20 protein-coding genes and 1 riboswitch are annotated in these 20567 nt (G+C 46.8%); of the genes, 12 read left to right on the forward strand and 8 right to left on the reverse strand.

Annotated features, from left to right (window positions below):
- Positions 1-152: 152 nt before the first annotated feature.
- Both acpS and mutY read left to right on the forward strand, forming a co-directional pair.
- Positions 153-557: a holo-ACP synthase gene (acpS, locus tag MHI21_RS03885; RefSeq protein ID WP_069291092.1), complete on the forward strand. Its 405-nt coding sequence runs from the start codon at positions 153-155 to the stop codon at positions 555-557.
- Positions 558-561: 4 nt separating this feature from the next.
- Positions 562-1794, forward strand: coding sequence for an A/G-specific adenine glycosylase (gene mutY, locus MHI21_RS03890; RefSeq protein WP_342419476.1), 1233 nt, complete (start codon positions 562-564; stop codon positions 1792-1794).
- Positions 1795-2205: 411 nt separating this feature from the next.
- Here mutY and MHI21_RS03895 read toward each other — a convergent pair whose 3' ends face one another.
- The 4 genes from MHI21_RS03895 to MHI21_RS03910 form a co-directional block, all read right to left on the reverse strand.
- Positions 2206-2553 (reverse strand): winged helix-turn-helix transcriptional regulator, encoded by a 348-nt coding sequence (locus MHI21_RS03895; protein WP_019685981.1) that lies wholly within the window; start codon positions 2551-2553, stop codon positions 2206-2208.
- A gap of 160 nt (positions 2554-2713) precedes the next feature.
- A complete protein-coding gene (locus MHI21_RS03900) occupies positions 2714-3460 on the reverse strand; it encodes an SDR family oxidoreductase (protein WP_058711000.1) in 747 nt (248 codons plus the stop codon).
- Positions 3461-3635: 175 nt separating this feature from the next.
- Positions 3636-4100, reverse strand: coding sequence for an HAD-IA family hydrolase (locus tag MHI21_RS03905; protein ID WP_226888891.1), 465 nt, complete (start codon positions 4098-4100; stop codon positions 3636-3638).
- Between the two features lie 220 nt (positions 4101-4320).
- The gene (locus MHI21_RS03910; RefSeq protein ID WP_341162291.1) at positions 4321-5142 is read right to left on the reverse strand and encodes an AraC family transcriptional regulator; all 822 of its coding nucleotides are present in this window, start codon (positions 5140-5142) and stop codon (positions 4321-4323) included.
- A 174-nt stretch (positions 5143-5316) separates the two neighbouring features.
- Here MHI21_RS03910 and MHI21_RS03915 point away from each other — a divergent pair, with 174 nt between their 5' ends.
- The gene (locus tag MHI21_RS03915) at positions 5317-7509 is read left to right on the forward strand and encodes an alpha-galactosidase (protein ID WP_341162290.1); all 2193 of its coding nucleotides are present in this window, start codon (positions 5317-5319) and stop codon (positions 7507-7509) included.
- Between the two features lie 24 nt (positions 7510-7533).
- A complete protein-coding gene (locus tag MHI21_RS03920) occupies positions 7534-8967 on the forward strand; it encodes a PTS transporter subunit EIIC (protein ID WP_341162289.1) in 1434 nt (477 codons plus the stop codon).
- Positions 8968-9161: 194 nt separating this feature from the next.
- On the opposite strand, the gene MHI21_RS03925 is transcribed toward MHI21_RS03920, so the two are convergent.
- Together MHI21_RS03925 and MHI21_RS03930 are read right to left on the reverse strand one after the other, a co-directional pair.
- Positions 9162-9653, reverse strand: a complete 492-nt coding sequence (locus MHI21_RS03925) for a DinB family protein (protein ID WP_342419477.1) — start codon at positions 9651-9653, stop codon at positions 9162-9164.
- Between the two features lie 133 nt (positions 9654-9786).
- Complete coding sequence (locus MHI21_RS03930) at positions 9787-10401, reverse strand: superoxide dismutase (RefSeq protein WP_023986992.1); 615 nt, start codon at positions 10399-10401, stop codon at positions 9787-9789.
- Positions 10402-10922: 521 nt separating this feature from the next.
- Here MHI21_RS03930 and MHI21_RS03935 point away from each other — a divergent pair.
- From MHI21_RS03935 to MHI21_RS03965, 7 genes are all read left to right on the forward strand, one after another.
- On the forward strand, positions 10923-11348 hold the full coding sequence (locus tag MHI21_RS03935) for a GNAT family N-acetyltransferase (protein ID WP_160789290.1): 426 nt from the start codon (positions 10923-10925) through the stop codon (positions 11346-11348).
- Between the two features lie 131 nt (positions 11349-11479).
- Entirely contained in the window at positions 11480-12064 is a 585-nt protein-coding gene (gene lepB, locus MHI21_RS03940) for a signal peptidase I (protein ID WP_069291099.1), read from the forward strand.
- Between the two features lie 93 nt (positions 12065-12157).
- Complete coding sequence (gene rnhA / locus MHI21_RS03945) at positions 12158-12595, forward strand: ribonuclease HI (protein ID WP_023986996.1); 438 nt, start codon at positions 12158-12160, stop codon at positions 12593-12595.
- A 95-nt stretch (positions 12596-12690) separates the two neighbouring features.
- Complete coding sequence (gene queG, locus MHI21_RS03950; protein ID WP_342419478.1) at positions 12691-14439, forward strand: tRNA epoxyqueuosine(34) reductase QueG; 1749 nt, start codon at positions 12691-12693, stop codon at positions 14437-14439.
- A gap of 105 nt (positions 14440-14544) precedes the next feature.
- On the forward strand, positions 14545-14799 hold the full coding sequence (locus MHI21_RS03955) for a YneF family protein (RefSeq protein ID WP_013308742.1): 255 nt from the start codon (positions 14545-14547) through the stop codon (positions 14797-14799).
- Between the two features lie 54 nt (positions 14800-14853).
- Entirely contained in the window at positions 14854-15447 is a 594-nt protein-coding gene (gene folE, locus MHI21_RS03960) for a GTP cyclohydrolase I FolE (protein ID WP_013308743.1), read from the forward strand.
- Positions 15448-15611: 164 nt separating this feature from the next.
- Positions 15612-16457, forward strand: a complete 846-nt coding sequence (locus MHI21_RS03965; RefSeq protein WP_342419479.1) for a lipoate--protein ligase family protein — start codon at positions 15612-15614, stop codon at positions 16455-16457.
- 20 nt (positions 16458-16477) lie between these two features.
- Here the strand turns inward: MHI21_RS03965 and MHI21_RS03970 are convergent, their stop codons facing one another.
- Both MHI21_RS03970 and MHI21_RS03975 read right to left on the reverse strand, forming a co-directional pair.
- Entirely contained in the window at positions 16478-17857 is a 1380-nt protein-coding gene (locus tag MHI21_RS03970; RefSeq protein ID WP_341162284.1) for a Fe-Mn family superoxide dismutase, read from the reverse strand.
- Between the two features lie 259 nt (positions 17858-18116).
- Positions 18117-19154: an alpha/beta hydrolase gene (locus tag MHI21_RS03975; protein ID WP_341162283.1), complete on the reverse strand. Its 1038-nt coding sequence runs from the start codon at positions 19152-19154 to the stop codon at positions 18117-18119.
- A 298-nt stretch (positions 19155-19452) separates the two neighbouring features.
- Here MHI21_RS03975 and MHI21_RS03980 point away from each other — a divergent pair, with 298 nt between their 5' ends.
- Complete coding sequence (locus MHI21_RS03980; RefSeq protein ID WP_061831535.1) at positions 19453-20196, forward strand: IclR family transcriptional regulator; 744 nt, start codon at positions 19453-19455, stop codon at positions 20194-20196.
- A gap of 155 nt (positions 20197-20351) precedes the next feature.
- Positions 20352-20464: riboswitch (TPP riboswitch) on the forward strand.
- Positions 20465-20567: the final 103 nt, after the last annotated feature.

A 20567-nucleotide genomic window follows, 5' to 3' on the forward strand; every position in this document is an offset into this window, starting at 1 on the left:
ATGGGCATATGAGCTGAATTTCAAAACATTCACCTATAGCCTTTCTTATTTTAACATATTTTGGTGCCGCTTTTACGCCTTTGTGACTCGCCAGGGTGTGGACGCACTGTTACAATAGATCCAGTAAAGTAAAAAGGACGGGGAATACCCAAATGATCTACGGAATTGGACATGATGTGCTGGAAATAAGCCGTATGGCTCATATTTTGGCAGGTAAATATGCAGATGCGTTTTTGAATCGGGTGCTGACCCCAGCAGAACGTGAGCTTGCTGTGGAACGCAAGGGTAGACTAACGGAGTTCGTAGCAGGGCGCTTTGCCGCCAAGGAAGCGATAACGAAAGCCTTCGGCTGCGGAATTGGGCAAATCATCGGGTTCGGCGATATGGATATTTTACCGGAACCTGGGGGGAAGCCAGCCGTTTATTTGTCTTCATCCGCGTGGGATAGACTGAGATTGCCGTCTACAGGTGACTCGAATTACAGCATTCACTTGAGTATTACACATCAGCCTAACATTGCCTCTGCTTTTGTGATTGTCGAATATAAGGAGATGTGATGTGATGACTACAAATACATTGGAACAAAAGCGTTATTTCAGCTTTGAACTGTTGAATTGGTATACACGTAACAAGCGCGATTTGCCGTGGCGCCGCCATCGGAATCCTTTTTATATCTGGATCTCGGAAATTATGCTTCAGCAGACGCGTGTGGATACGGTCATTCCGTATTTTAATCGCTTTATTGCACGTTTTCCTACAATTGAAGCGTTGGCGGAAGCACCCGAGGAGGATGTGCTTAAGCTGTGGGAAGGGCTGGGTTATTATTCGCGGGCCCGGAACTTGCAAACTGCGGCAAAACAAGTAGTTGAGCTTCACGGCGGGCAGGTGCCGGATGATACACAGGCTGTCGCTGCACTGAAAGGAGTAGGCCCGTATACGACGGGGGCGATTATGAGTATCGCCTTCAATCGACCAGAGCCTGCTGTGGACGGAAATGTGATGCGTGTGCTGTCGCGTTATTTTCTCATTGAAGAGGATATTATGAAGGGCAGCACGCGGGCGCATATGGAAAGTCTGGTACGGGAGCTGATTCCCGAAGGGAGGGCTTCTGATTTTAATCAGGCTCTGATGGAGCTGGGGGCGCTGGTCTGCACGCCGAAGTCGCCTCATTGTCTGACCTGCCCGGTCATGGAGCATTGCTCGGGCAGGTTGGCAGGTCGCGAGGAGACGCTGCCGGTCAAGACCAAGGCGAAGCCGCCGCGGCTGGAGCCGCGTTCCGTAGCCCTCATCGAGGGCAGCGGAGCGAACGCAGGCCGCCTGCTCGTACGGCAGCGCCCGGCCAAGGGCCTGTTGGCCCGCATGTGGGAGCTGCCGCATGAGCTTGCCGGGCCGGAGGGCTACAACGGCCCGGTGCCGGATGAGCCCGCCATGGACCATTTGGCGGCTCATTTGCTGGCAGAGGGCGTGCTTGCGCGCCCGGTGCGGTTTGTACGTGAGGCGGAGCACACGTTCAGCCACATTCACTGGAACCTGCGTGTGTTCCAGTGTGAAGAGGTCGCCGTCCCTGCCGGGGAGGCGGGAGGACATCCGCTGGCTGCCGAACAGCGGGCCAGCTACAGCACCGAAGCGAAGCCGGGTGCGTTGATTGCGCTGGCTGAGCAGGCGGAGCACGCGCATAATGCGCTGCCAGCGGGGTACCGCTGGATCAGCGAAGCGGATATGGCCACCTTGGCGTTTCCCAAGGTGTTCCTCGATCTGATCACCGAGTATTATGCGAAGCAAAAAGGAGACTGATGTTAATTGAATAGCGCTGTCAGCAAAAAATAAAGTATTAGACTGAGCCTAGAAAATGGAAACAGCGACAACCAAGGACGAGAAAATAAAGTCCTAGACTGTCGCTGTTTCCATTGAACTAACGTTTCCCGTTAGCGTAATGGGTTCATTGTCATTAGCCTCAACCGCTTACCTGTTTGCTCAGACTCCTGGCAACAGCTGGGGCATGATGCTTTTTCCATAATCCAAGACGTACTTATTAATCTCTGAGACAAGTTTTGTGTCCTTAGTTTTGTAGTGCACCTTGTTAATTACGAAGTAACCTGTACTAGAATATTGCTCATCACTCGAAAACATCAACGTAAAACGATAAAACAAAAAAGCCGCTAAAATAGCGACTTCAAATGGGACTATGCTCTTGTCCCCCGACAGTTAATCCAGATACAAAATCTCAATCTCGCCCGGAGCGAAGGATTGCTCTGCGTAATTCCCCCCCCAATCACAAAGCGATCTCAAAATGGGTTCAAGTGATTGACCCAGTTCCGTCGTTGAATATTCCACCTTAGGCGGTACCTGATTGTACATCTTTCTGCGAATTAATCCGTCTGTTTCCAGTTCCCGAAGAGTTTGAATCAGCATCTTTTGCGATATATTATGAACGAGTCGCTTAAGCTCTCCCGTCCGTTTAGGTCCTTTTATTAAATAGTACAGAACAAGCCCCTTCCACTTTCCTCCGATAACCTCTAGTGTAACTTCCAGTTCACAGAAAAATGTTTTCATATCAATGCACCATCTCCCGATCTAAGAATATCCCCTTCATGTATCGCTTGATCCTTCAAGGATCACTGAAGGAAAAATTGAACGTTACATGGAGGGGATAATACAATCGCATTTAAGTTGATTTAAAAATCTTTGTCGTTTGAAAATTATTATGTCCTGGTTAAACTTGAGCTACTCCGCCATCTACGAATAATTCAACGCCGTTCATATAACTGCTTTCATTAGAGGCTAGGAACATGACAGCATTGGAGATCTCTTCAACCTGCCCCACTCTGCCGAGCGGAATATCATTTTTTGCCTGTTCCAGGAAATGATCTAGTTCAGAGCCAAATAACTCATCGTACGCCGGCGTTACGATTGTTCCCGGACTAAGGATGTTTATACGAATTTCGGTCCCTCTCATATCAAGAATCCAGCTGCGGACGAGCTGTCTGATCGCTGCCTTGGATGCACCATAGATACTAAACGCTGGCATCCCCGTCGAGCCAGCAGTGGATCCCGTTAGAATAATCGAACCTCTTTTATTTGGAAACAAAGCTAATGCCTTTTGTACTGTAAAGATGGTTCCTTTCACGTTGACATCGAAAGTCTTGTAGTATTGTGCTTCTGTAATTTCTCCTAATGGAAGCAATGACCCTAGTCCGGCATTTGCAAAGAGAATGTCCAAGTGTCCCTTTTCTCGCTTAACTGTTTCGAATAATATATCTAGATCTTCCGATTTAGATATGTCACCTCGGACACCTGTAACATTCTTTCCGATCTGCTTTACTGCTTCATCCAGTTCACGTTGTCTGCGTCCCGTGATAAAAACGTAAGCCCCTTCTTTTACGAACTGTTGTGCCGACGCGAGACCGATGCCGCTTGTACCTCCGGTTACAACTGCTACCTTCCCGTCAAATTTCCCCATTCTATTACACTCCTTTTATAATGATTTATATGGTATAGGATGCTCTGTCTGCTTCATGAACCTCCTATGAACGATAGTATGGGGGGAAAGTTACAAGAAAAACAGTACCCACTTTTTTGTGATATAGTCACCAAAAAGTGATAATTGAGGCGGCACAAGCGTTTGTTTTTACAGCCTAACAGATGGAAGTGAGCTCCATTAAGTTTGAGATTGTATATGTGCTTTTAATTTCTGCCGGACTTATTTGTCCGGTTCTGTTGACCCAACAGGTGTCAATGCCCGACTGAAGACCACCTTTGATATCCGTATTTAATGAATCTCCAATGACAAGCGCATCCTTTCTATTAAATTCTGAAATATGACTTATGACGTAATTGAAAAATTCTTCCTTCGGTTTTTGATAACCAATGCTTTGCGAATCAAAGATATCCTCGAAAAACTTATATAGCCCAGACTGCTTCAAGCGTTTGATTTGCGTGTGAGTGATACCATTCGTGATTACGAACATTCGATGGGTCTTTGATAAGCGATGACAGACATCCATTGCGCCTTCCATAAGCAATTGGTTTCCATCTCCCAACAATTCTCTATACAAACCTTCCCATTCCAAGCCGACCACGATTTCCCCCATTCTCAACATTGTAAAAGAGGGCTCCATTAATTACTCACCACATGATACCACGTAATTGAACTATCCTGCCCGTTAGCTTAATGAAGCAACGTCAGTCTAATACTTTATTTTTCAGTCTAGAACTTTATTTTCTTTTGACAATAGCGGCAGTATGGACATGAGGTTGATCCATGCTGCCGCTATTTTTCTGTTTTTGAAATATGCCTAATTTAGTTGCGAACGAAGTGTGTTACTTTGGGGGATTTTTTCGGTATTCGGATGGAGTCACCTTGTTGACCGTTTTGAACATTTTGGAGAATAGGAGTACATCTTTATACCCTACAGACCGAGCAATATCCCCGATTTTAAGGGAAGTATTTCTTAATAGGGAGCACGATTTTTCAATCCTCAAATGCAATAAAAATTCCTGTGGTGACTTATTTAGTTGCTGTTTAAATAAACGATGCAAATACGAACGGTCAATTGAAATGTACTTGGCAATGTCACTTACGGTAATGAAGTGTGAATAGTTTTGTTGAATGAAGAGAAGCGCTTCTTTAATATACCGCTGCTGTCTTACCTCATGGTTGACTTCCTGATTAGGGTAATGTTCAAACATCAGATACAGAAATTCATACAGCTTGGATGCAAGCAGCAGGTCTTTGTTGGATTTCAGTGTAGAAGAAACGACGATACTCTCCATACAGCGGGCAAGGCTGCCCTCTGCTTCAAACCGGAAAATGGGATTGTCCCTATTGATACAGGTCCGGCTTAGATATTCTTTTGCTTGCACCCCATTAAAACCAATCCAGGCATATTCCCATGGGTCGACTTCATCCGCTTCGTAGTAAATTAAAACCTTCGGCTCAATAAAGAAAGCATCGTTTTTCTCCAAATGATAGATTTTATCGTTGACTTTAAAGATCCCTTTTCCTTTTAAAATATAATGCACCATATACCCGCTTCGAATGGCTGGACCATAAGAGTGTTTGCTGATACAGCTTTCTTTGCCACATGTGTATAAATTGAGATCCAGGTTGTTATAGGAATGATTGGAAAAGTGTGAACTCATTTGTTTTCACCCCTTAATTCATCTCTGCATATTATCACACCGTTTCATATAGAGTCTACATTATTCCATATAATTATTTAAATAATTCAATTATTATTAGGATGTAAATGATAAGTAAACAACATAATTTATACTTTTTGGAAATCGTACTATTGGCTCTATAAGGGGGTTGCTATGGCTATACACATCGATAAAGAGAAGCTTTTATTCCATTTACAAGGCAGCAATACGAGTTATGTCATGCAGGTTATACGAGATGGTTATTTAGCCCATCTGTATTGGGGAAAGAAAATTCAGAACTATCGGGGAAGCAATAAAATCATCTTTATGGATAGAGGATTTTCACCCAATCCCGATGGCGAGGATCGAGCCTTTTCACTGGATACTATCCCACAAGAATATCCATCATTTGGAAAAAGTGATTTCAGGATTCCTGCGTATCAGCTTCAATTGGAGAATGGTTCTACCGTGACAGATTTTCGGTATAAAGAACATCGGGTTTACCAAGGCAAACCAAAATTGAAAGGGCTTCCTTCTACTTATGCAGAGGATGCTGGCGAAGTAGAAACCCTGGAAATCGTCCTTGAAGACCCATTAATTGATGTAAAGATTGTACTATCCTATAGCCTATATCAAAAGCGGGATGTCATTACTCGTTCAGTCCGTTTCGATAATGAAGGTCGGCAGCAGCTAAAACTGCTTAGAGCGTTAAGTGCTAGTGTGGATTTTCGTGATGATGAATACGAACTAATTACTTTGTACGGTGCGCATAATAATGAAAAAAATATAGCAAGGCGAAAAATTTTACCCGGAATTCAAGTGGTAGACAGCTGCCGTGGAGCTAGCAGCCCTCAACAGGCACCCTTTATGGCACTTGTAAGAGAAGGGACAGATGAAGAACAGGGTGAAGTGTACGCCTTTAATCTGGTGTACAGCGGGAACTTTACGGCCCAGACTCAGGTAGATTCCTATCGGAACACAAGAGTCACCATGGGGATTAATCCTTTTGATTTTACATGGCTGCTTGAACCGGAGGAATCGTTCCAAACCCCTGAAGTGGTCATGGTATACAGCGAAAATGGCTTGGGCGGCATGTCGAGAATTTATCATGAATTATACAGGAACAGATTATGTCGTGGGCCTTTTCGTGACAAAGAACGGCCGATCCTGATTAATAACTGGGAAGCCACTTACTTTAACTTTGATGCTGACAAGATTGAGCAGTTGGCGAAGGAAGCTCAAAGTGTAGGAGTGGAGCTGTTTGTATTGGATGATGGGTGGTTTGGAAAACGGGATGATGACAATACTTCATTAGGCGATTGGGTGGTGGATCGTCGCAAACTTCCAGATGGATTGCTGGATCTTGCAAACCGCATACGAAATCTGGGTATGGAGTTTGGTTTGTGGTTTGAACCTGAAATGGTATCCATAGACAGCGATTTATACAGAAAGCATCCCGATTGGTGTATCCATGTCCCCGATCGTCCGTATACGTTGGGAAGAAATCAGCTGATGTTGGATTTATCGAGGAAGGAAGTGTGTGAGTACATTATTAAGTCGGTTTCCGATATTTTATCGGACGTTCCGATTACTTATGTAAAATGGGACATGAATCGTCACATGACGGATGTGGGTTCGGCAGCCTTGCCACCTGAGAGACAAAGGGAGACTGCGCATCGTTATATCCTGGGACTCTATAGTGTTATGGAAGAGCTTACATCAAGATTTCCCCATGTCTTATTTGAGAGCTGTTCTAGTGGAGGAGGCCGTTTTGATGCCGGTATGCTCTATTACATGCCTCAGACCTGGACGAGTGACAATACGGATGCCATTTGCCGACTGAAGATTCAATGGGGGACAAGTCTTATCTACCCTCCGATTACTATGGGGGCACACGTCTCCACAGTACCCAACCATCAAGTGGGCAGAATAACTCCCTTGGAGACAAGAGGTTATGTCGCCATGGCCGGTAATTTTGGATATGAGCTGGATCTGACGACATTAACCATTGAGGAAAAAGAAATAGTAAAAAAACAGATAGCTTTATATAAAGAAATGAGATCGCTCATTCAATTTGGGAAGTTTTACAGAATAATTAATCCGTTTGATGAAAATGAAGCCGCATGGAACTTTGTGTCGGAAGATCAAACGGAAATGGCGGCCAGCTATTTCAAGGTTTTATCCCAACCCGCAGCCGCGATTAAAACGTTAAAATTCAAAGGTTTGAATCCAGACTACGTTTATAGAAATGTAGAAACCGGTGAGCTGTTCGGCGGTGATGAATTAATGCATGTCGGCATAACGCTTGCCAGGGTAAAGCAGGACTTTTTAGGCATGTTCTGGAGATTTGTTAAAGAAGACATCTGATTCAGCTAGAGGGGGTTTTACTAGATGGAAGCAAAAGAAAAGCAGTATAAGCAAATTTCTCAAGAAATTTTAAAATATATCGGTGGTGAAGACAACATTATCGGTGTGGCCCATTGTGCCACCAGATTAAGAATTGTACTTGAGGACAATGAAAAAGCGGAATTAAAAAAGATTGAAGATATTGATCTGGTTAAAGGCGTTTTCATAGCGGGGGATCAACTACAGATCATTTTTGGAGCAGGGTTGGTCAATAATATCTATGCCGTATTTTCCAAACTGACCGGAACGGAAGATATGTCATTAAGTGATGTCAAAACGAAGTCCGCACAAAGGCAAAATCCTTTTCAAAAAGCCATTAAATCGCTGTCAGATGTCTTCATTGAGATCATGCCGGGAATTCTTGCCGCCGCATTGTTAATGGGGATAACCGGGCTATTAGGTCAGAAGGGGTTATTCGGTCCTAAATCGATTGTGGAGATGTATCCAATTTTTCAAGGGATCAATCGCTTCGTTCAAATCGTTTCTACGGGTATTTTCACCATCCTGCCGCTGCTTGTTGTTTATTCTGCAACCAAGAGATATGGCGGTCGTCCGATTCTGGGGCTTGTGCTGGGTGCAATTATGCTTCATCCAGCCCTGGCGGATGCCTTTGAGGTAGCTAAAGGGAGTCAAAACCCGGAATCGATCAGTCTTTTCGGCCTTCCCGTACAGTTGGTTGGATTTCAGGGCGGTATTATTATTGCTCTAATGATGGGATATGTGGTAGCCAAGTTGGATCAGTTTTTTAACAAAAAGGTTCCGGACATGATTAAACTATTTTTGGCTCCGTTGCTGACTGTCTTTGTTTCTTCCCTGCTATTGTTTACCATTATCGGCCCTCTTGGGCGAGAGTTGGCTAGTCTGGTCACCGTTTCGCTGCTTTGGATGACGCAAAACCTTGGGATATTCGGTTTTATGTTTTTTGCAGGCATTCAGCAGATCATTGTTATTACAGGCTTACATCATGTTATGGGTGCGGTAGAAGCGCAGCTGTTAACCGATACAGGCAGAAATTTTATCAACCCGTTGGCATCAGTAGCTTTGATGGCTCAAGGGGGCGCCGTTTTGGGGTATATTCTTTTGAAACGCAAAGACACCAAGGTTAAAGAAATGGGTTACTCTGCATTCGGGTCTGTACTTTTTGGAATCTCGGAACCAGCGATCTTTGGGGTCACTTTAAAGTATAAGTTCCCCTTGGTTGCTGGATGCCTCGGAGGAATGATTGCGGGAGCATATGTATATTTAAGCAAGCTGACAGCCATAGGATTCGGAACCACGGCTCTTCCCGGCTTTGCAATTGCCGCGTCAGAGAACCATGGTCATATGAATTATCTTATCGCTCATCTTATTGCCCTGTTATGTGGAGCATTATTTACATTGGCTTACGGTGCTTTCAAGAGCAAGGGGTCAACAGTCTGAACCAAGAGAATATTGATTAGGTTGAAAAACTTAATCAGTTACAATCAAGCTTTTATGAAAACGGTTAAAAGAAGAGAATATTCGTGGAATAGACAAGAGAGCATAGATGAAAAAGTAAAAGGGCCGTCCTCAGTCGTTAAAAATGACAGGGGACGGCTCTGAGTCACATGAATATACTTGTATGTTCGTTAAAGCTAATTGATTCCATCATTGCTTTCAATCAGCCCTTTGCCGATTACATTGGCCGAAACCGGAGGCTTGCCGAGCTCCCGAGACCATATGGACAACTGCCCAATATGGTGGATTTGGTGGGCAATGACATGCCGCATCACCTCACCCCACGCATCAATTACAATCCTGCCGTCCGGGAGGTGATCTTCGAATCTTTTCCGTTCCAGACCATCATGCCAGGCGAGCACGAACGGCTCGACATCGAGTCGAAACTTTGCATCCAGCTCACGGACTTTGTCGAGCGTATCATACAGAGAGAAGTCCTCTTGAAAGTCGGGTTTGCCCTGAATCGTTTGAATCCAGCTCCACTCTACATCAACGATATGAAAGAGTGTCTTTAGAATGCCGCCGACTCCGCCGACGCGTTGTTTCAGTAATTCCTCCTGCGACACCTCTTCACACCAGCGGTACCATTGTTCCCGAATCATCCAGTTGTAACGAAAAAAAGTCTGCATCCATCAACCTCCAGAGCTGTATTTGAGATCATCTCCACCAGTTTACCATGGAATGCCAAAAGGGCTGTCTCATTCGTAGAAAATCTACTTTTGAGACAGCCCTTTATTATAGGATAGAGATGTTGTTACTGGCTTATTTCTTTGCAGCCGCGTAACGTTTGTTTACTTCATCCCAGTTGATTACATTGTAGAATGCTGCAATGTAGTCTGGGCGTTTGTTTTGATATTTCAGGTAGTAAGCATGCTCCCAAACGTCCAGTCCAAGTACCGGAGTCAGACCTTCAGACAGCGGGCTATCCTGGTTTGGAGTGCTAGTGATCGCCAGTTTGCCGTCTTTGCCGACAACCAACCAAGCCCAGCCGCTACCAAAACGTGTTGTAGCTGCTTTAGTGAAGTCTTCTTTAAATTTGTCGTAGCCGCCCAGCTCGTTGCTGATTGCTTCAGCAATAGCACCTGTCGGTTGTCCGCCACCGTTAGGACCGATAACTTCCCAGAACAGGCTGTGGTTGTGGTGTCCACCACCGTTGTTGCGAACCGCAGTGCGGATGCTTTCAGGAACGCTGTCCAGATTGGAGATCAGATCCTCCAGGCTTTTGCTTTGCAGTTCAGGAGCGCTCTCCAGAGCTGCGTTTAAGTTCGTTACATATGTGTTATGGTGACGATCATGGTGAATTTCTACTGTCAGTGCATCAATGTGCGGTTCCAGTGCGTCTTTTGCGTAAGGAAGTTCTGGTAATTGAAATGCCATAGTAAAATCCCTCCTGGTTATATGGTTGGGTAAGTGTTCCTATGTAATAATACCCTCGATAGTTATATTAAACCGCATTCAGCCTATTTTATCAACATTTTTGTTTGTAAAATAGCAAACTGGGCAATACGGCCTGGTAGCTAGCATGTCCAAAAACCCGATTGGAATACACAATACATAGGTAATAAGAGGTAAATTGTGAACTTTAAAATGTAAACGCTTTATATACAGCGCTTACATGAGAAAAAGGGATGTATTCCGTCAAAAAGTATGGTTTAATGGTCAAGGAAGCAGAAATTTCGGCTTTTTTGTCGTCTGCTATAATCTGTCATGTCTATGACATGACGAACTTGAGGGCATACACCCTTTTCCTGTTCTTCATTTCATATATAGCAGATCGTATGCATTTTTATCATAATGCCTTGTGATTAACACCATGATAAGAAATTTAAGGATTTATGTAAAAATGACGGTGCTGTCTCAATTTTTTTATTATGCTTACGAAAAGGGAGATATTACTTATGCACGTTCGTTCCTTTCAATTAAGTGATGTGAACTCAGTAACGGAACTCATGCAAATTGCCTTGTCAGAGGAGTGCTACAAAGAGACGGTGAAAGCATTTGCCCGTCAGCTTTCGTGGGATTCCGGTTTGATCATCGTTGCAGAAGAAGAGGGAGAGATCGTGGGTGCTTTGATCGGCACGATCGATCAGAATGATGGTTGTTACTATCGTATCGCTATTCACCCGGATCGTCGTCGGATGGGAATCGGCAAATCGCTTGTGGAGTCCATGGAGCAGCGTTTTCAGCAACGTAAGGTTAGCCGTATTTGGGTAGCAGGGGACAAGCATAACAGTGCGGCCATGCCTTTGTACGAAGCGATGGGCTATGGAGCAAGCCAGATTTTACAGGCTTTTCAGAAGCTGAGTATTTTGGCGCCTCATTAATCGGGAATCGAAATAAAGAGAATTGAATAACATTAAGTATAATATTTACATTTAGAGCATATCTGAGTAACCGTTGCAATCGGGTACGGGATATGCTTTTCTATTTATAACAGGGTTGAGGAGGTTTAATTATGGACGCTTTGGCTCCTTCGTCAGGCCCGCTTCCCTCGCCGGAAACGTCCAAACAAGCAGGCCGCTCTGGTTACATACGCGATTGGTTAGTCACTCTGCTGATCGCCATGGTCGTCTTGCTGCTTCTGAACCTGTTCGTATTTAACTTGTCCACGGTCAGAGGACATTCGATGCAGCCGACGCTAATGGAAAGCCAGCATTTGTTCGTTAACAAACTGGTTTATAATTTTCATGATCCGGGCAGGGGGGACATTGTGATTTTAAAAGATCCCGATTCCAAGCTGTCGAGCCCAAGATTTTTAGTGAAGAGAGTCATAGGTATTCCCGGAGATGTAATCCGAGTTGAACATAATCAATTGTATGTGAACGGTGAGCTGCTAAATGAACCTTACACCAACTCTAACGTGGAGGATGGTGATTATGGTCCCTTTACGGTGGAGCCGGAGCACTTTTTTGTCATGGGGGATAATCGCCATATTGCAGCAAGCAAGGATAGCCGCTATTTTGGCAGCATTAAATCTCAAGATTTACTGGGACGTGCAGAATTTATATTTTGGCCGATATCTGAGTGGAAATGGCTATAGAGCAACTATAGTCTGAAATCAATGAGGAACACGTCCAAACCGATCAGGACCATGACGGAGCAGGCGGTTACCGATGAGGAAAGGAAGAGGATGATGAAAGAAGTGATGGTATATACCGACGGTGCTTGTTCGGGAAATCCGGGTCCTGGGGGCTGGGGGATTGTTTTGCTGTATGGGGAGCATCGTAAGGAGCTGTCAGGTGCCGAGAAAATGACGACAAACAACCGTATGGAGATCAAGTCTGTGATTGAAGCGCTAAAGCTGCTCAAGGAGCCTTGCCATGTGAAAGTACACAGTGACTCTGCCTATGTCGTCAATTGCTTTAAACAGGGCTGGATTAAGAATTGGCTTCGTAATGGCTGGCGCAACAGTAAAAATCAGCCAGTGGAGAACAAGGAACTATGGGAAGAACTGTGGGAACTGATGGGTAAGCATGAGGTTGAATATGTGAAGGTTAAAGGGCACAGTGACAACGAACTGAATAATCGCTGTGATTTTCTGGCGACCAGTGCTGTTAAAAATTTACGGTAGCATCTGCTGCTATTTTCTGTTGAAATTTGAGATATGGGTATTTTGCAAATCCTCATATCTGTAATGATAAAAAGTGGAAGAGAGGTGAGTATCGGATGCAACGCGGATTGACTCAGGCGGCTGCCGGAACCGCTTTGACTTGGGCTGCGCTCAAGCAGGAAATTATTGAGGCAGCTCCAGGGCTGGGTATCGACTCCATCGGGTTCGCATCCGCCGACCCCTTTCTGTCTCTGAAAGCTATATTGGAAGATCATCGTGCGAAAGGCTATGAATCCGGCTTTGAGGAGCCAGATATTGATAAGCGGATCTACCCGGAGCTGTATGGCTCACAGCCTGCATCTCTGATTGCTATTGCGGTGGCGTATCCTTCTAAAATGAAGGACCCGCCGAAGTCGGACAAGGGGAAGTACCGTGGTATTTTGGCGCGTTCAGCCTGGGGGAAAGATTATCATCTGGTACTACGCGAAGCGATGGAAAAGCTTGAGGCTTTTATAAGTGAGCGGGTGCCTGATGCCATATTGAAAAACATGGTGGATACCGGAGAACTATCGGATCGAGCCGTTGCGGAACGCGCAGGGATTGGTTTTAGCGGCAAAAATACGATGATGATTTCACCGACGCTGGGATCATGGATTTATCTAGGTGAGCTGTTGACGAACATTCCTTTCCAGCCAGATGAACCGGTAACGGATGGTTGCGGCGAGTGTACCAAATGTTTGGATGCCTGTCCTACGGGCGCGCTTGTGGGTCCTGGACAGCTGAATGCCCAGCGGTGTGTGTCCTTTTTGACGCAAACGAAGGGCTTTCTGGATGAGGAGTTTATGCGGAAGATAGGGAATCGGCTGTACGGATGTGATACCTGCCAAATGGTATGCCCCAAAAATCGGGGTCTCAACTGGGATCACCATCCCGAGCTTACACCCGATCCTGAAATTGTGAAGCCGTTGCTGCTGCCGTTATTGGATTTGAGCAACCGTGAATTTAAAGACCGATTCGGTCAAAGTGCGGCGGCTTGGCGGGGGAAGAAGCCCATTCAACGCAATGCGGTCATTGGACTGGGCAATTTCAAGGATATCAGTGCGGTGCCCAAATTAACGGAGGTTTTATTGGATGATCCGCGTCCCGAGCTGCGAGGCACGGCGGCGTGGGCTTTGAGTCGAATAGGAGGGGAAAACGCTATGACAGCGATCAAGCAAGCATCAGAGAAGGAACAACATGAGCAAGTACGCGAAATGATCGCGCAAGCGCATTCCAAACTGGAGGAACAAGAGCAGGCAGAACAGCATAAGGCGTCTGAATCATCAAAATCAGAAGTAACAGCTGGGGATTCACAGGGCCCAACCACCATTTATTATGATGAGATGGAGACACCTGTAGGCACGTTGACGCTGTGCGCTACAGATCGGGGGCTGTGCCGAATAGACTATGGCGTTTTCCATGCGAAGGAAGCACTGCTTCAGCAATGGGCCCGAACATGGATTGGGGAATATGTCTATGTGCAGGAGCCGGAAAAGCTGCGCGAAGCCGCGGATCAGCTGCGTGAATATTTTGCGGGAGAACGACGGGAATTCAGCATAGCCTATGATTTGAGAGGCACTCCTTTTCAAGAGCAGGTATGGCGTGCATTGCAAAATATTCCGTACGGACAAAGTGTGTCCTACAAAGATATTGCAGAATCGATCGGACGAGCCAAGGCAGTACGTGCTGTGGGTGGAGCCAATAACAAAAATCCGTTACCCATTCTGTTTCCATGTCACCGGGTATCGGGTGCTAACGGAAGTTTGGTCGGTTATGCTGGAGGCTTACCAGTCAAGACGAAGCTGCTGGATTTGGAGAAACAATAAGGACATATGTTTGCAAAAAGTGATTTGCTAGCTGTCCCATGTTTTGCTATGATAGGTTCGTGCAATTCAAGATGTTTCATATAAATATACAGAGGTGACGACTTCGTGGTGTGGAATATTGTCATTCCGATTATTACCCTGATTGCTGGTTTGGTTGGGGGATTTTTCATCGGTGCTTATTATCTTCGTAAACAGCTTGAAAAGATGCAAAACGACCCTGAAACGCTGCAAAAAATGGCCAAACAGATGGGTTACAACCTGAATGGGAAACAAATGCAAAAAGCCCAGCAGATGATGAAGAACCAACAGTTCTCCAAAAATCAGCCTGGTCCGCGTAAAAATCAGGGCCGTCGGAAATAATGAGCAACGTGAGCACGGATGCCGCATGAGGTTGCTGCATAGAGGAGGATTACTGTGGCTGGCGTAAAAGATTATATTAACCGCAAAGCTGCGGATAACCGGGATAAAATCGAGTACCATGTGGAGCAGATTTTACAACTGATCGGTGAGGACCCCAAGCGTGAAGGGTTGTTGGAAACACCGGCACGCGTTGCGCGCATGTATGAGGAAATATTTGCGGGTTATGAGGTTGATCCCCGGGATGCGTTGGGTGTGACATTTGACGAGAATCACGAGGAGCTTGTGATCGTGAAGGACATCGTTTATTACAGCCAGTGTGAGCACCATATGGCTCCTTTCTTCGGAAAAGTGCATATCGGCTATGTACCCAGCGGCAAAATTGTAGGACTGAGCAAGCTTGCACGTCTGGTAGAGGCAGTGACCCGCCGATTGCAGGTACAGGAGCGTATTACATCACAGATCGCTGATATTTTAAATGAAGCAGTCTCCGCTCACGGGGTTATGGTGGTCGTGGAAGGCGAGCACCTGTGCATGTGTGCAAGAGGTGTCAAAAAGCCTGGTAGCAAAACGGTAACGTCTGCGGTACGTGGTACGTTTCGTGATGATGCAGCGCAGCGCGCAGAATTTCTGTCGCTGCTCAAGGATTGATCGAACATCGCAAGACGTTTATGTGATGAACAAAAAAAGGGTGGTTTACGCATAGGCGTAGCCACCTTTTTTTGTTAACATCAGAAATAGAGACGACGGGATAGCCGCCTTAAAATACAATTAGCCTATGGATAACAGCTATTTTTACAGATAGGGGATAACGTATGGAGAATGTACATAGATCAACAGAAAAAACAACAGCTTTGCCTGAATTGCAGTGGTTTGAAGCGCCACTCGCGGCCACTCAGGAGGACGTTTTGTCTCCGCTGGCTTGGGAGGAGCTGGCCTGTCGGCAAGTAGGGAAAGGAGCTGCACCCATTTTGCATCTATGGCGGCATCCGTCAGCGCTTGTGATCGGTCACCGGGACCGCAGGCTTCCCTACGCCCCACAGGCGATGGAGCGAGTGCGCAGCACGGGAACCTCGGTATGCGTACGCCCCTCGGGTGGAGCAGCCGTCATGCTGGACAGGGGGGTGCTGAACCTGTCCTTGATCCTGCCGAATCCACAGCGGGCCATCAGCCTGCATGAGGATTTTCGGCTCATGGCAGCGCTAATTGCCGATGCGCTGGTTCCGTGGTCTGGCGAGGCGCAGACCGGAGAAATCCCCGGGTCCTTCTGTCCCGGGGATTACGATGTCAGCGTCCGAGGCCGCAAGTTTTGCGGCATTGCACAGCGGCGCCAAGCCAAGGCGTATATCATCACAGCTTTCGTGATGATTGAGGGCAGTGGTGTAGAGCGTGCACAGGCGGTACAGGAGTTCTATACAGAGGCAGCCGGAGATACGCCGGCGGGCGTGCAGCAGCAGAATTACCCTCGGGTGAATCCAGCAACGATGGGTAGCCTGGCAGAGCTGGCTGGAGTGCCATCTGTTGAGGCGTACGTGGCATCTCTGCGCCGTGTCGTTGAGAGCCGGACAGCCGTTTTACCTGCCGATGGCTGGCTGGTACAACCGGAAGGATTGACCGAACAAATGGCAGCGCTCAGAGAGCGATACGATTTGCAGGTATAGTTTGTCTTTAGCTTAGAAGCTTAGAAGGGTTGCCATCTCAGCTTGGAGGCTTGATCGTAGCGTGCTTCCACTTCAGGCCAGTTAACGACATGCCACCAGTCTTCGATATATTTGTTGCGTTCGGCCTGATGCTTTAAGTAATATGCGTGTTCCCACACATCAATCGCCAGCAGCGGAATGGACTCCCACTGAGTCAGATTCTGGTGCTTTTCGGCTTGCAAAATTTCAAGCCGTCCCGCGCGCGGACTCCACACCAGTATCGCCCAGCCGCCGCCCTCAACCTTCTCGGCCGCCGAACTGAATTGCTTTTTGAATGCATCGTAGCTGCCAAAATCCTTTTTAATCTGTTCAGCCAGCGGCCCGCTAGGGTTCCCACCGCCTTGTGGACTCATGATCGTCCAAAAAAGAGTATGCAGATAATGGCCTGCACCGTTAAATGCCAGTTCTCGTTCCCAATGCTTTACGAGGTCAAAATCACCTGTTTTTCGGGCTTCTTCCAGTTTCTTTTCCGCTTTGTTCAGGTCATTCACATAGCTCAAATGATGCTTGTCATGGTGAATACGCATCGTTTTCTCATCAATATACGGTTCAAGCGCATTATAGGGGTAAGGGAGCGGCGGTAGCCGATGTCCCCCAATAGGAACCGACCGGCCGATTGAGGTTTTTTCCGTTGCCGAAGGTTGCGCCTGGCTGGACTTGACGCCTTTAGTGGTCCATGCGCCTTCTCCCCTTATGCCTGCCTGCCGTTCTCGAAACGCTTCCTCTGGGTAATTCTCACCCTCTGTAGCTACATGATACAACCTAGCAGCCCTTGCGATGGAGCCAGGTTCCTGAAAGGGGGTTGTCGAGATCAGGAAATATTGGCTTTCATGTGCCGCGTGTAATACAATTCCGGCGGCTTTTGGCTGCTGACGCAATGCATGACTGTGCTCGCTTAGCAGCCCGAGCTGCCGTACATACTCCTGTGACTGACGGTTTGCGGTTTGCAGCAAATCGTCCAGTCGACGATTTAATTCTTGTGAGTCAAGCTGAGAGTTTGAGGCTGACTCTGACAATGGCATCTTTACAGATGATGATGCGTCTAATCCCCTTGACTGTTTTGAATGTTCAGTGAATTCGTGTGTATGTGCTTGTGGAGCAGCCGACATCTGTTTCCATTCCTGATGCCACGCCTGATCTGCCGGATCGAGCGCGCTCCGTTGCTCTTCAAGCAACTCTATGGCGGTGCGTTCCGTCTGTTCGAATACAGTCCGCCAATCATCCAGCAGCCGTACATAAGTAGGCTCCAGTCCCTCGGTAGCGGATTTAATCACTTCCACATGCCAACTTTCCTGCTGCTTCCAATGCCGAATTTCCTCCAGCACACGTAAGGGCAGAAAAGACCCATAAGTACTCAGCATCGTTTTTTTACCTCCCGTATCCTACTATGGCTATCCGGCCGATCTGGCAGATCTGCCCTGGATGCATACGTACCCAGTATATTCGCTGTCTCATCAGGAATATGTCTATGAACTCCCTTAATCCGGTCACATCTGTTACGTAAAACAATAAATACCCATGGAAAACGAAAAAGAAGCCCAGCTACGGCACGGGTTAAGTGTCCATAGACAGGCTTCTTCAAGGGGAAGAATAGAATACAGTTCTTCGAAAAATAATTCTTTACTTCGTAGTCGTTTGTTTGTGGGCATCAGCGATGGTTTTCTTGTCCTCCAGCTCCTGTACACTGCTTAGAAACGTCGATACCCGTCGCAAATATTCACGAGGGTGCTCTCTGAAAATAAGCTCATGTATCCCGTTTTTGACAATCCATACACTGGAAAGCGGGTTGGTTTGATTGGCAGCGAGCTTTTCCGCAATAGGATAAGGAGCTTTTTCATCCTGTGTACCATGCACAAACATGATCGGGAACGGATAGTTTTCCTTTTTAACCTCCTGATATGGAATCTGATGCAAGCTGGTGCCGTTCAAGACTGGAAACAGCAACTCCAGAATTTCCAAAGACGGATGTCTTGGCAGATTAATTTGATTGTGAATGTTATGGTACAGCGTATCCGGCTCCAGCAGGAAGGTGCTGTCCAAAATCATTGCGTCCACATCCTTGGTTTGCAAGCCCGCCTGAAGAGCGGTTCCTGCCCCCATGGAGAAGCCCCATACGATAATCTCCGACGAGCCGCGTTGCTTCGCAAGCTGAATTGCTCCGAGGAGCTGTTGGGATTCTGCTTTGCCTCCGGTTGCGACTGCTTTGCTGTTTTGTGACGCAAATCCATAATCGAACATGACCACATTAAAGTTCAAACTGTGGGCATAATGCGCCAGATCATACATGGGAATCCAGCTTTCTTCGCGGTTAGCCCCATAGCCATGACTGAAAATAATCGTTTTCCGCGATTGATCCGCCGGGATATACCAGCCTTGTACGATGCGGCTACCATCCTTGGCAGGGAAGCTGACTTCCTCATAAGGCATGTTTTTGGCCTGCATCGGATTAGAGTACAGTGGTGCAACGGTGGGATTCGTAAGTACCCATGCGATGTAAGCATGCAAGGCAATAAAACAAAACAACAGAAAAAAGACGACCGACAGCAGCAGAGCAATCACAACGTGCTTGAACCGCAGCAGACGGGGATTAAAGAGTGGGGTGGACGGCTCCTGAACAGCGGTCTGTAGCTGAGCGTTGCGCTGGGATGTCGAAATCATGTAAGAGCCTCCTTATATAAAATTGATCTTCGTTTCATAGAATTTAGGTATAATTCCACTTGAAAATAGTAGTGTAGGTCCGTATAGATACCTATTATCGTATGATGGGGATTATCCAAAGTCAACGCCTGAACCGGAAAAGTAAAAATGATGCAAAGAATTGTCGATGTTTGTTCTCGTTCTGTAATATGGTTGTCACAAAAACATCGGTTTACAGTAGCCGCGACTATTCTATATAATTTATGTAACCATGTTTCATAGTGTGAAACGAATATGGATACAAGAGGAGCGGTTCACGATGGAAGACCGTAAATTAACCGTTCGCGCTGTAGAGCGTGCACTTGATATACTGCTGTGTTTTACCGCAAATTCGGATCTTGGCCTGACGGAGATTGCCTCCAAAATTGGTCTACATAAAAGCACGGTTCATCGGCTGCTGACTACGTTGGAGGATCGGGGCTTTGTCGTTCGGAATGCCGAAACGGAAAAATATCGACTGGGCTTCCGCATTTGGGAGCTATCCACGCATTTGTCCCAAAGTGACGAGCCGGCGGTGCTGTTACAACCTGCAATGGAAGGACTACGTGACCGTCTGGGTGAGACGGTCAGCTTGTACTTACGGGACGGCAGCATGCGTATTCGCATACAAGCCGTGCAGAGCAATCAGGCGATCCGCAGGGTCGCGCCTGTAGGTGCGCGTATGCCGCTGGCTGTAGGGGCCTCCAGCAAGGTGCTGGCGGCCTTTATGCCGCCGCAGGAGCTGGAAGCCCTGCTAAGCGGGGATGAATGGCCGCCCTCAGTAGACCCGGAGGTCTATAAAGCCCAGCTGCAGGACATTCGCGAGAAAGGCTATGCGACCAGCTATGAAGAACGGGAACCAGGGGCTGCTGCTGTGGCAGCGCCAATTGTGAACCGGAAGGGACAGGTCACTGCGGCTTTATCTGTATCTGGCCCGGTCAGTCGACTTGCACCCGAGACGCTACATGACTTTGCTCCGATTTTGATCGAAGCGGCGAAGGAAATGGGGCTTATGCTCCCGTAACAAGAATGAACACAGTTGAAGCAAGCAGAGTGATTTGATGGGGAACGTCTCCTTGGTAAAGGGAACCTAAAAGGGTTGCCAAAGCCATAAATTTGAAGTAGTCTGGTAAGGAAGGCGGGATGTCTGTTATATCCGCCTCATGTGAATAGAAGTATCACAGTTACTGGGGGAGCCTGTAATGCCGGGCTGAGATGGAATCGTGCAAGATTCCGGACCCTTTGCACCTGATCTGGATCATACCAGCGTAGGGAAGTAATCGGCCATTGAAATGTATACGCGGCTGCTGTCTTCAGTGGCGCATTGGAATGGATTACTCCATATGCGTACTGTCTGGATAGCTGTCTCGTTAGATTAGCCGGTTCCCTGGGGAA

It is taken from the genome of Paenibacillus sp. FSL H8-0168 (assembly GCF_038592955.1).
Lineage (GTDB): Bacteria > Bacillota > Bacilli > Paenibacillales > Paenibacillaceae > Paenibacillus > Paenibacillus polymyxa_B.

Bases quoted from the DNA above. Each gene is read 5' to 3' on its own strand.
- acpS (WP_069291092.1), top strand. From the start codon at position 153: ATGATCTACGGAATTGGACATGATGTGCTGGAAATAAGCCGTATGGCT.
- mutY (WP_342419476.1), top strand. From the start codon at position 562: ATGACTACAAATACATTGGAACAAAAGCGTTATTTCAGCTTTGAACTG.
- MHI21_RS03895 (WP_019685981.1), bottom strand. From the start codon at position 2,553: ATGAAAACATTTTTCTGTGAACTGGAAGTTACACTAGAGGTTATCGGA.
- MHI21_RS03900 (WP_058711000.1), bottom strand. From the start codon at position 3,460: ATGGGGAAATTTGACGGGAAGGTAGCAGTTGTAACCGGAGGTACAAGC.
- MHI21_RS03905 (WP_226888891.1), bottom strand. From the start codon at position 4,100: ATGTTGAGAATGGGGGAAATCGTGGTCGGCTTGGAATGGGAAGGTTTG.
- MHI21_RS03910 (WP_341162291.1), bottom strand. From the start codon at position 5,142: ATGAGTTCACACTTTTCCAATCATTCCTATAACAACCTGGATCTCAAT.
- MHI21_RS03915 (WP_341162290.1), top strand. From the start codon at position 5,317: ATGGCTATACACATCGATAAAGAGAAGCTTTTATTCCATTTACAAGGC.
- MHI21_RS03920 (WP_341162289.1), top strand. From the start codon at position 7,534: ATGGAAGCAAAAGAAAAGCAGTATAAGCAAATTTCTCAAGAAATTTTA.
- MHI21_RS03925 (WP_342419477.1), bottom strand. From the start codon at position 9,653: ATGCAGACTTTTTTTCGTTACAACTGGATGATTCGGGAACAATGGTAC.
- MHI21_RS03930 (WP_023986992.1), bottom strand. From the start codon at position 10,401: ATGGCATTTCAATTACCAGAACTTCCTTACGCAAAAGACGCACTGGAA.
- MHI21_RS03935 (WP_160789290.1), top strand. From the start codon at position 10,923: ATGCACGTTCGTTCCTTTCAATTAAGTGATGTGAACTCAGTAACGGAA.
- lepB (WP_069291099.1), top strand. From the start codon at position 11,480: ATGGACGCTTTGGCTCCTTCGTCAGGCCCGCTTCCCTCGCCGGAAACG.
- rnhA (WP_023986996.1), top strand. From the start codon at position 12,158: ATGAAAGAAGTGATGGTATATACCGACGGTGCTTGTTCGGGAAATCCG.
- queG (WP_342419478.1), top strand. From the start codon at position 12,691: ATGCAACGCGGATTGACTCAGGCGGCTGCCGGAACCGCTTTGACTTGG.
- MHI21_RS03965 (WP_342419479.1), top strand. From the start codon at position 15,612: ATGGAGAATGTACATAGATCAACAGAAAAAACAACAGCTTTGCCTGAA.
- MHI21_RS03970 (WP_341162284.1), bottom strand. From the start codon at position 17,857: ATGCTGAGTACTTATGGGTCTTTTCTGCCCTTACGTGTGCTGGAGGAA.
- MHI21_RS03975 (WP_341162283.1), bottom strand. From the start codon at position 19,154: ATGATTTCGACATCCCAGCGCAACGCTCAGCTACAGACCGCTGTTCAG.
- MHI21_RS03980 (WP_061831535.1), top strand. From the start codon at position 19,453: ATGGAAGACCGTAAATTAACCGTTCGCGCTGTAGAGCGTGCACTTGAT.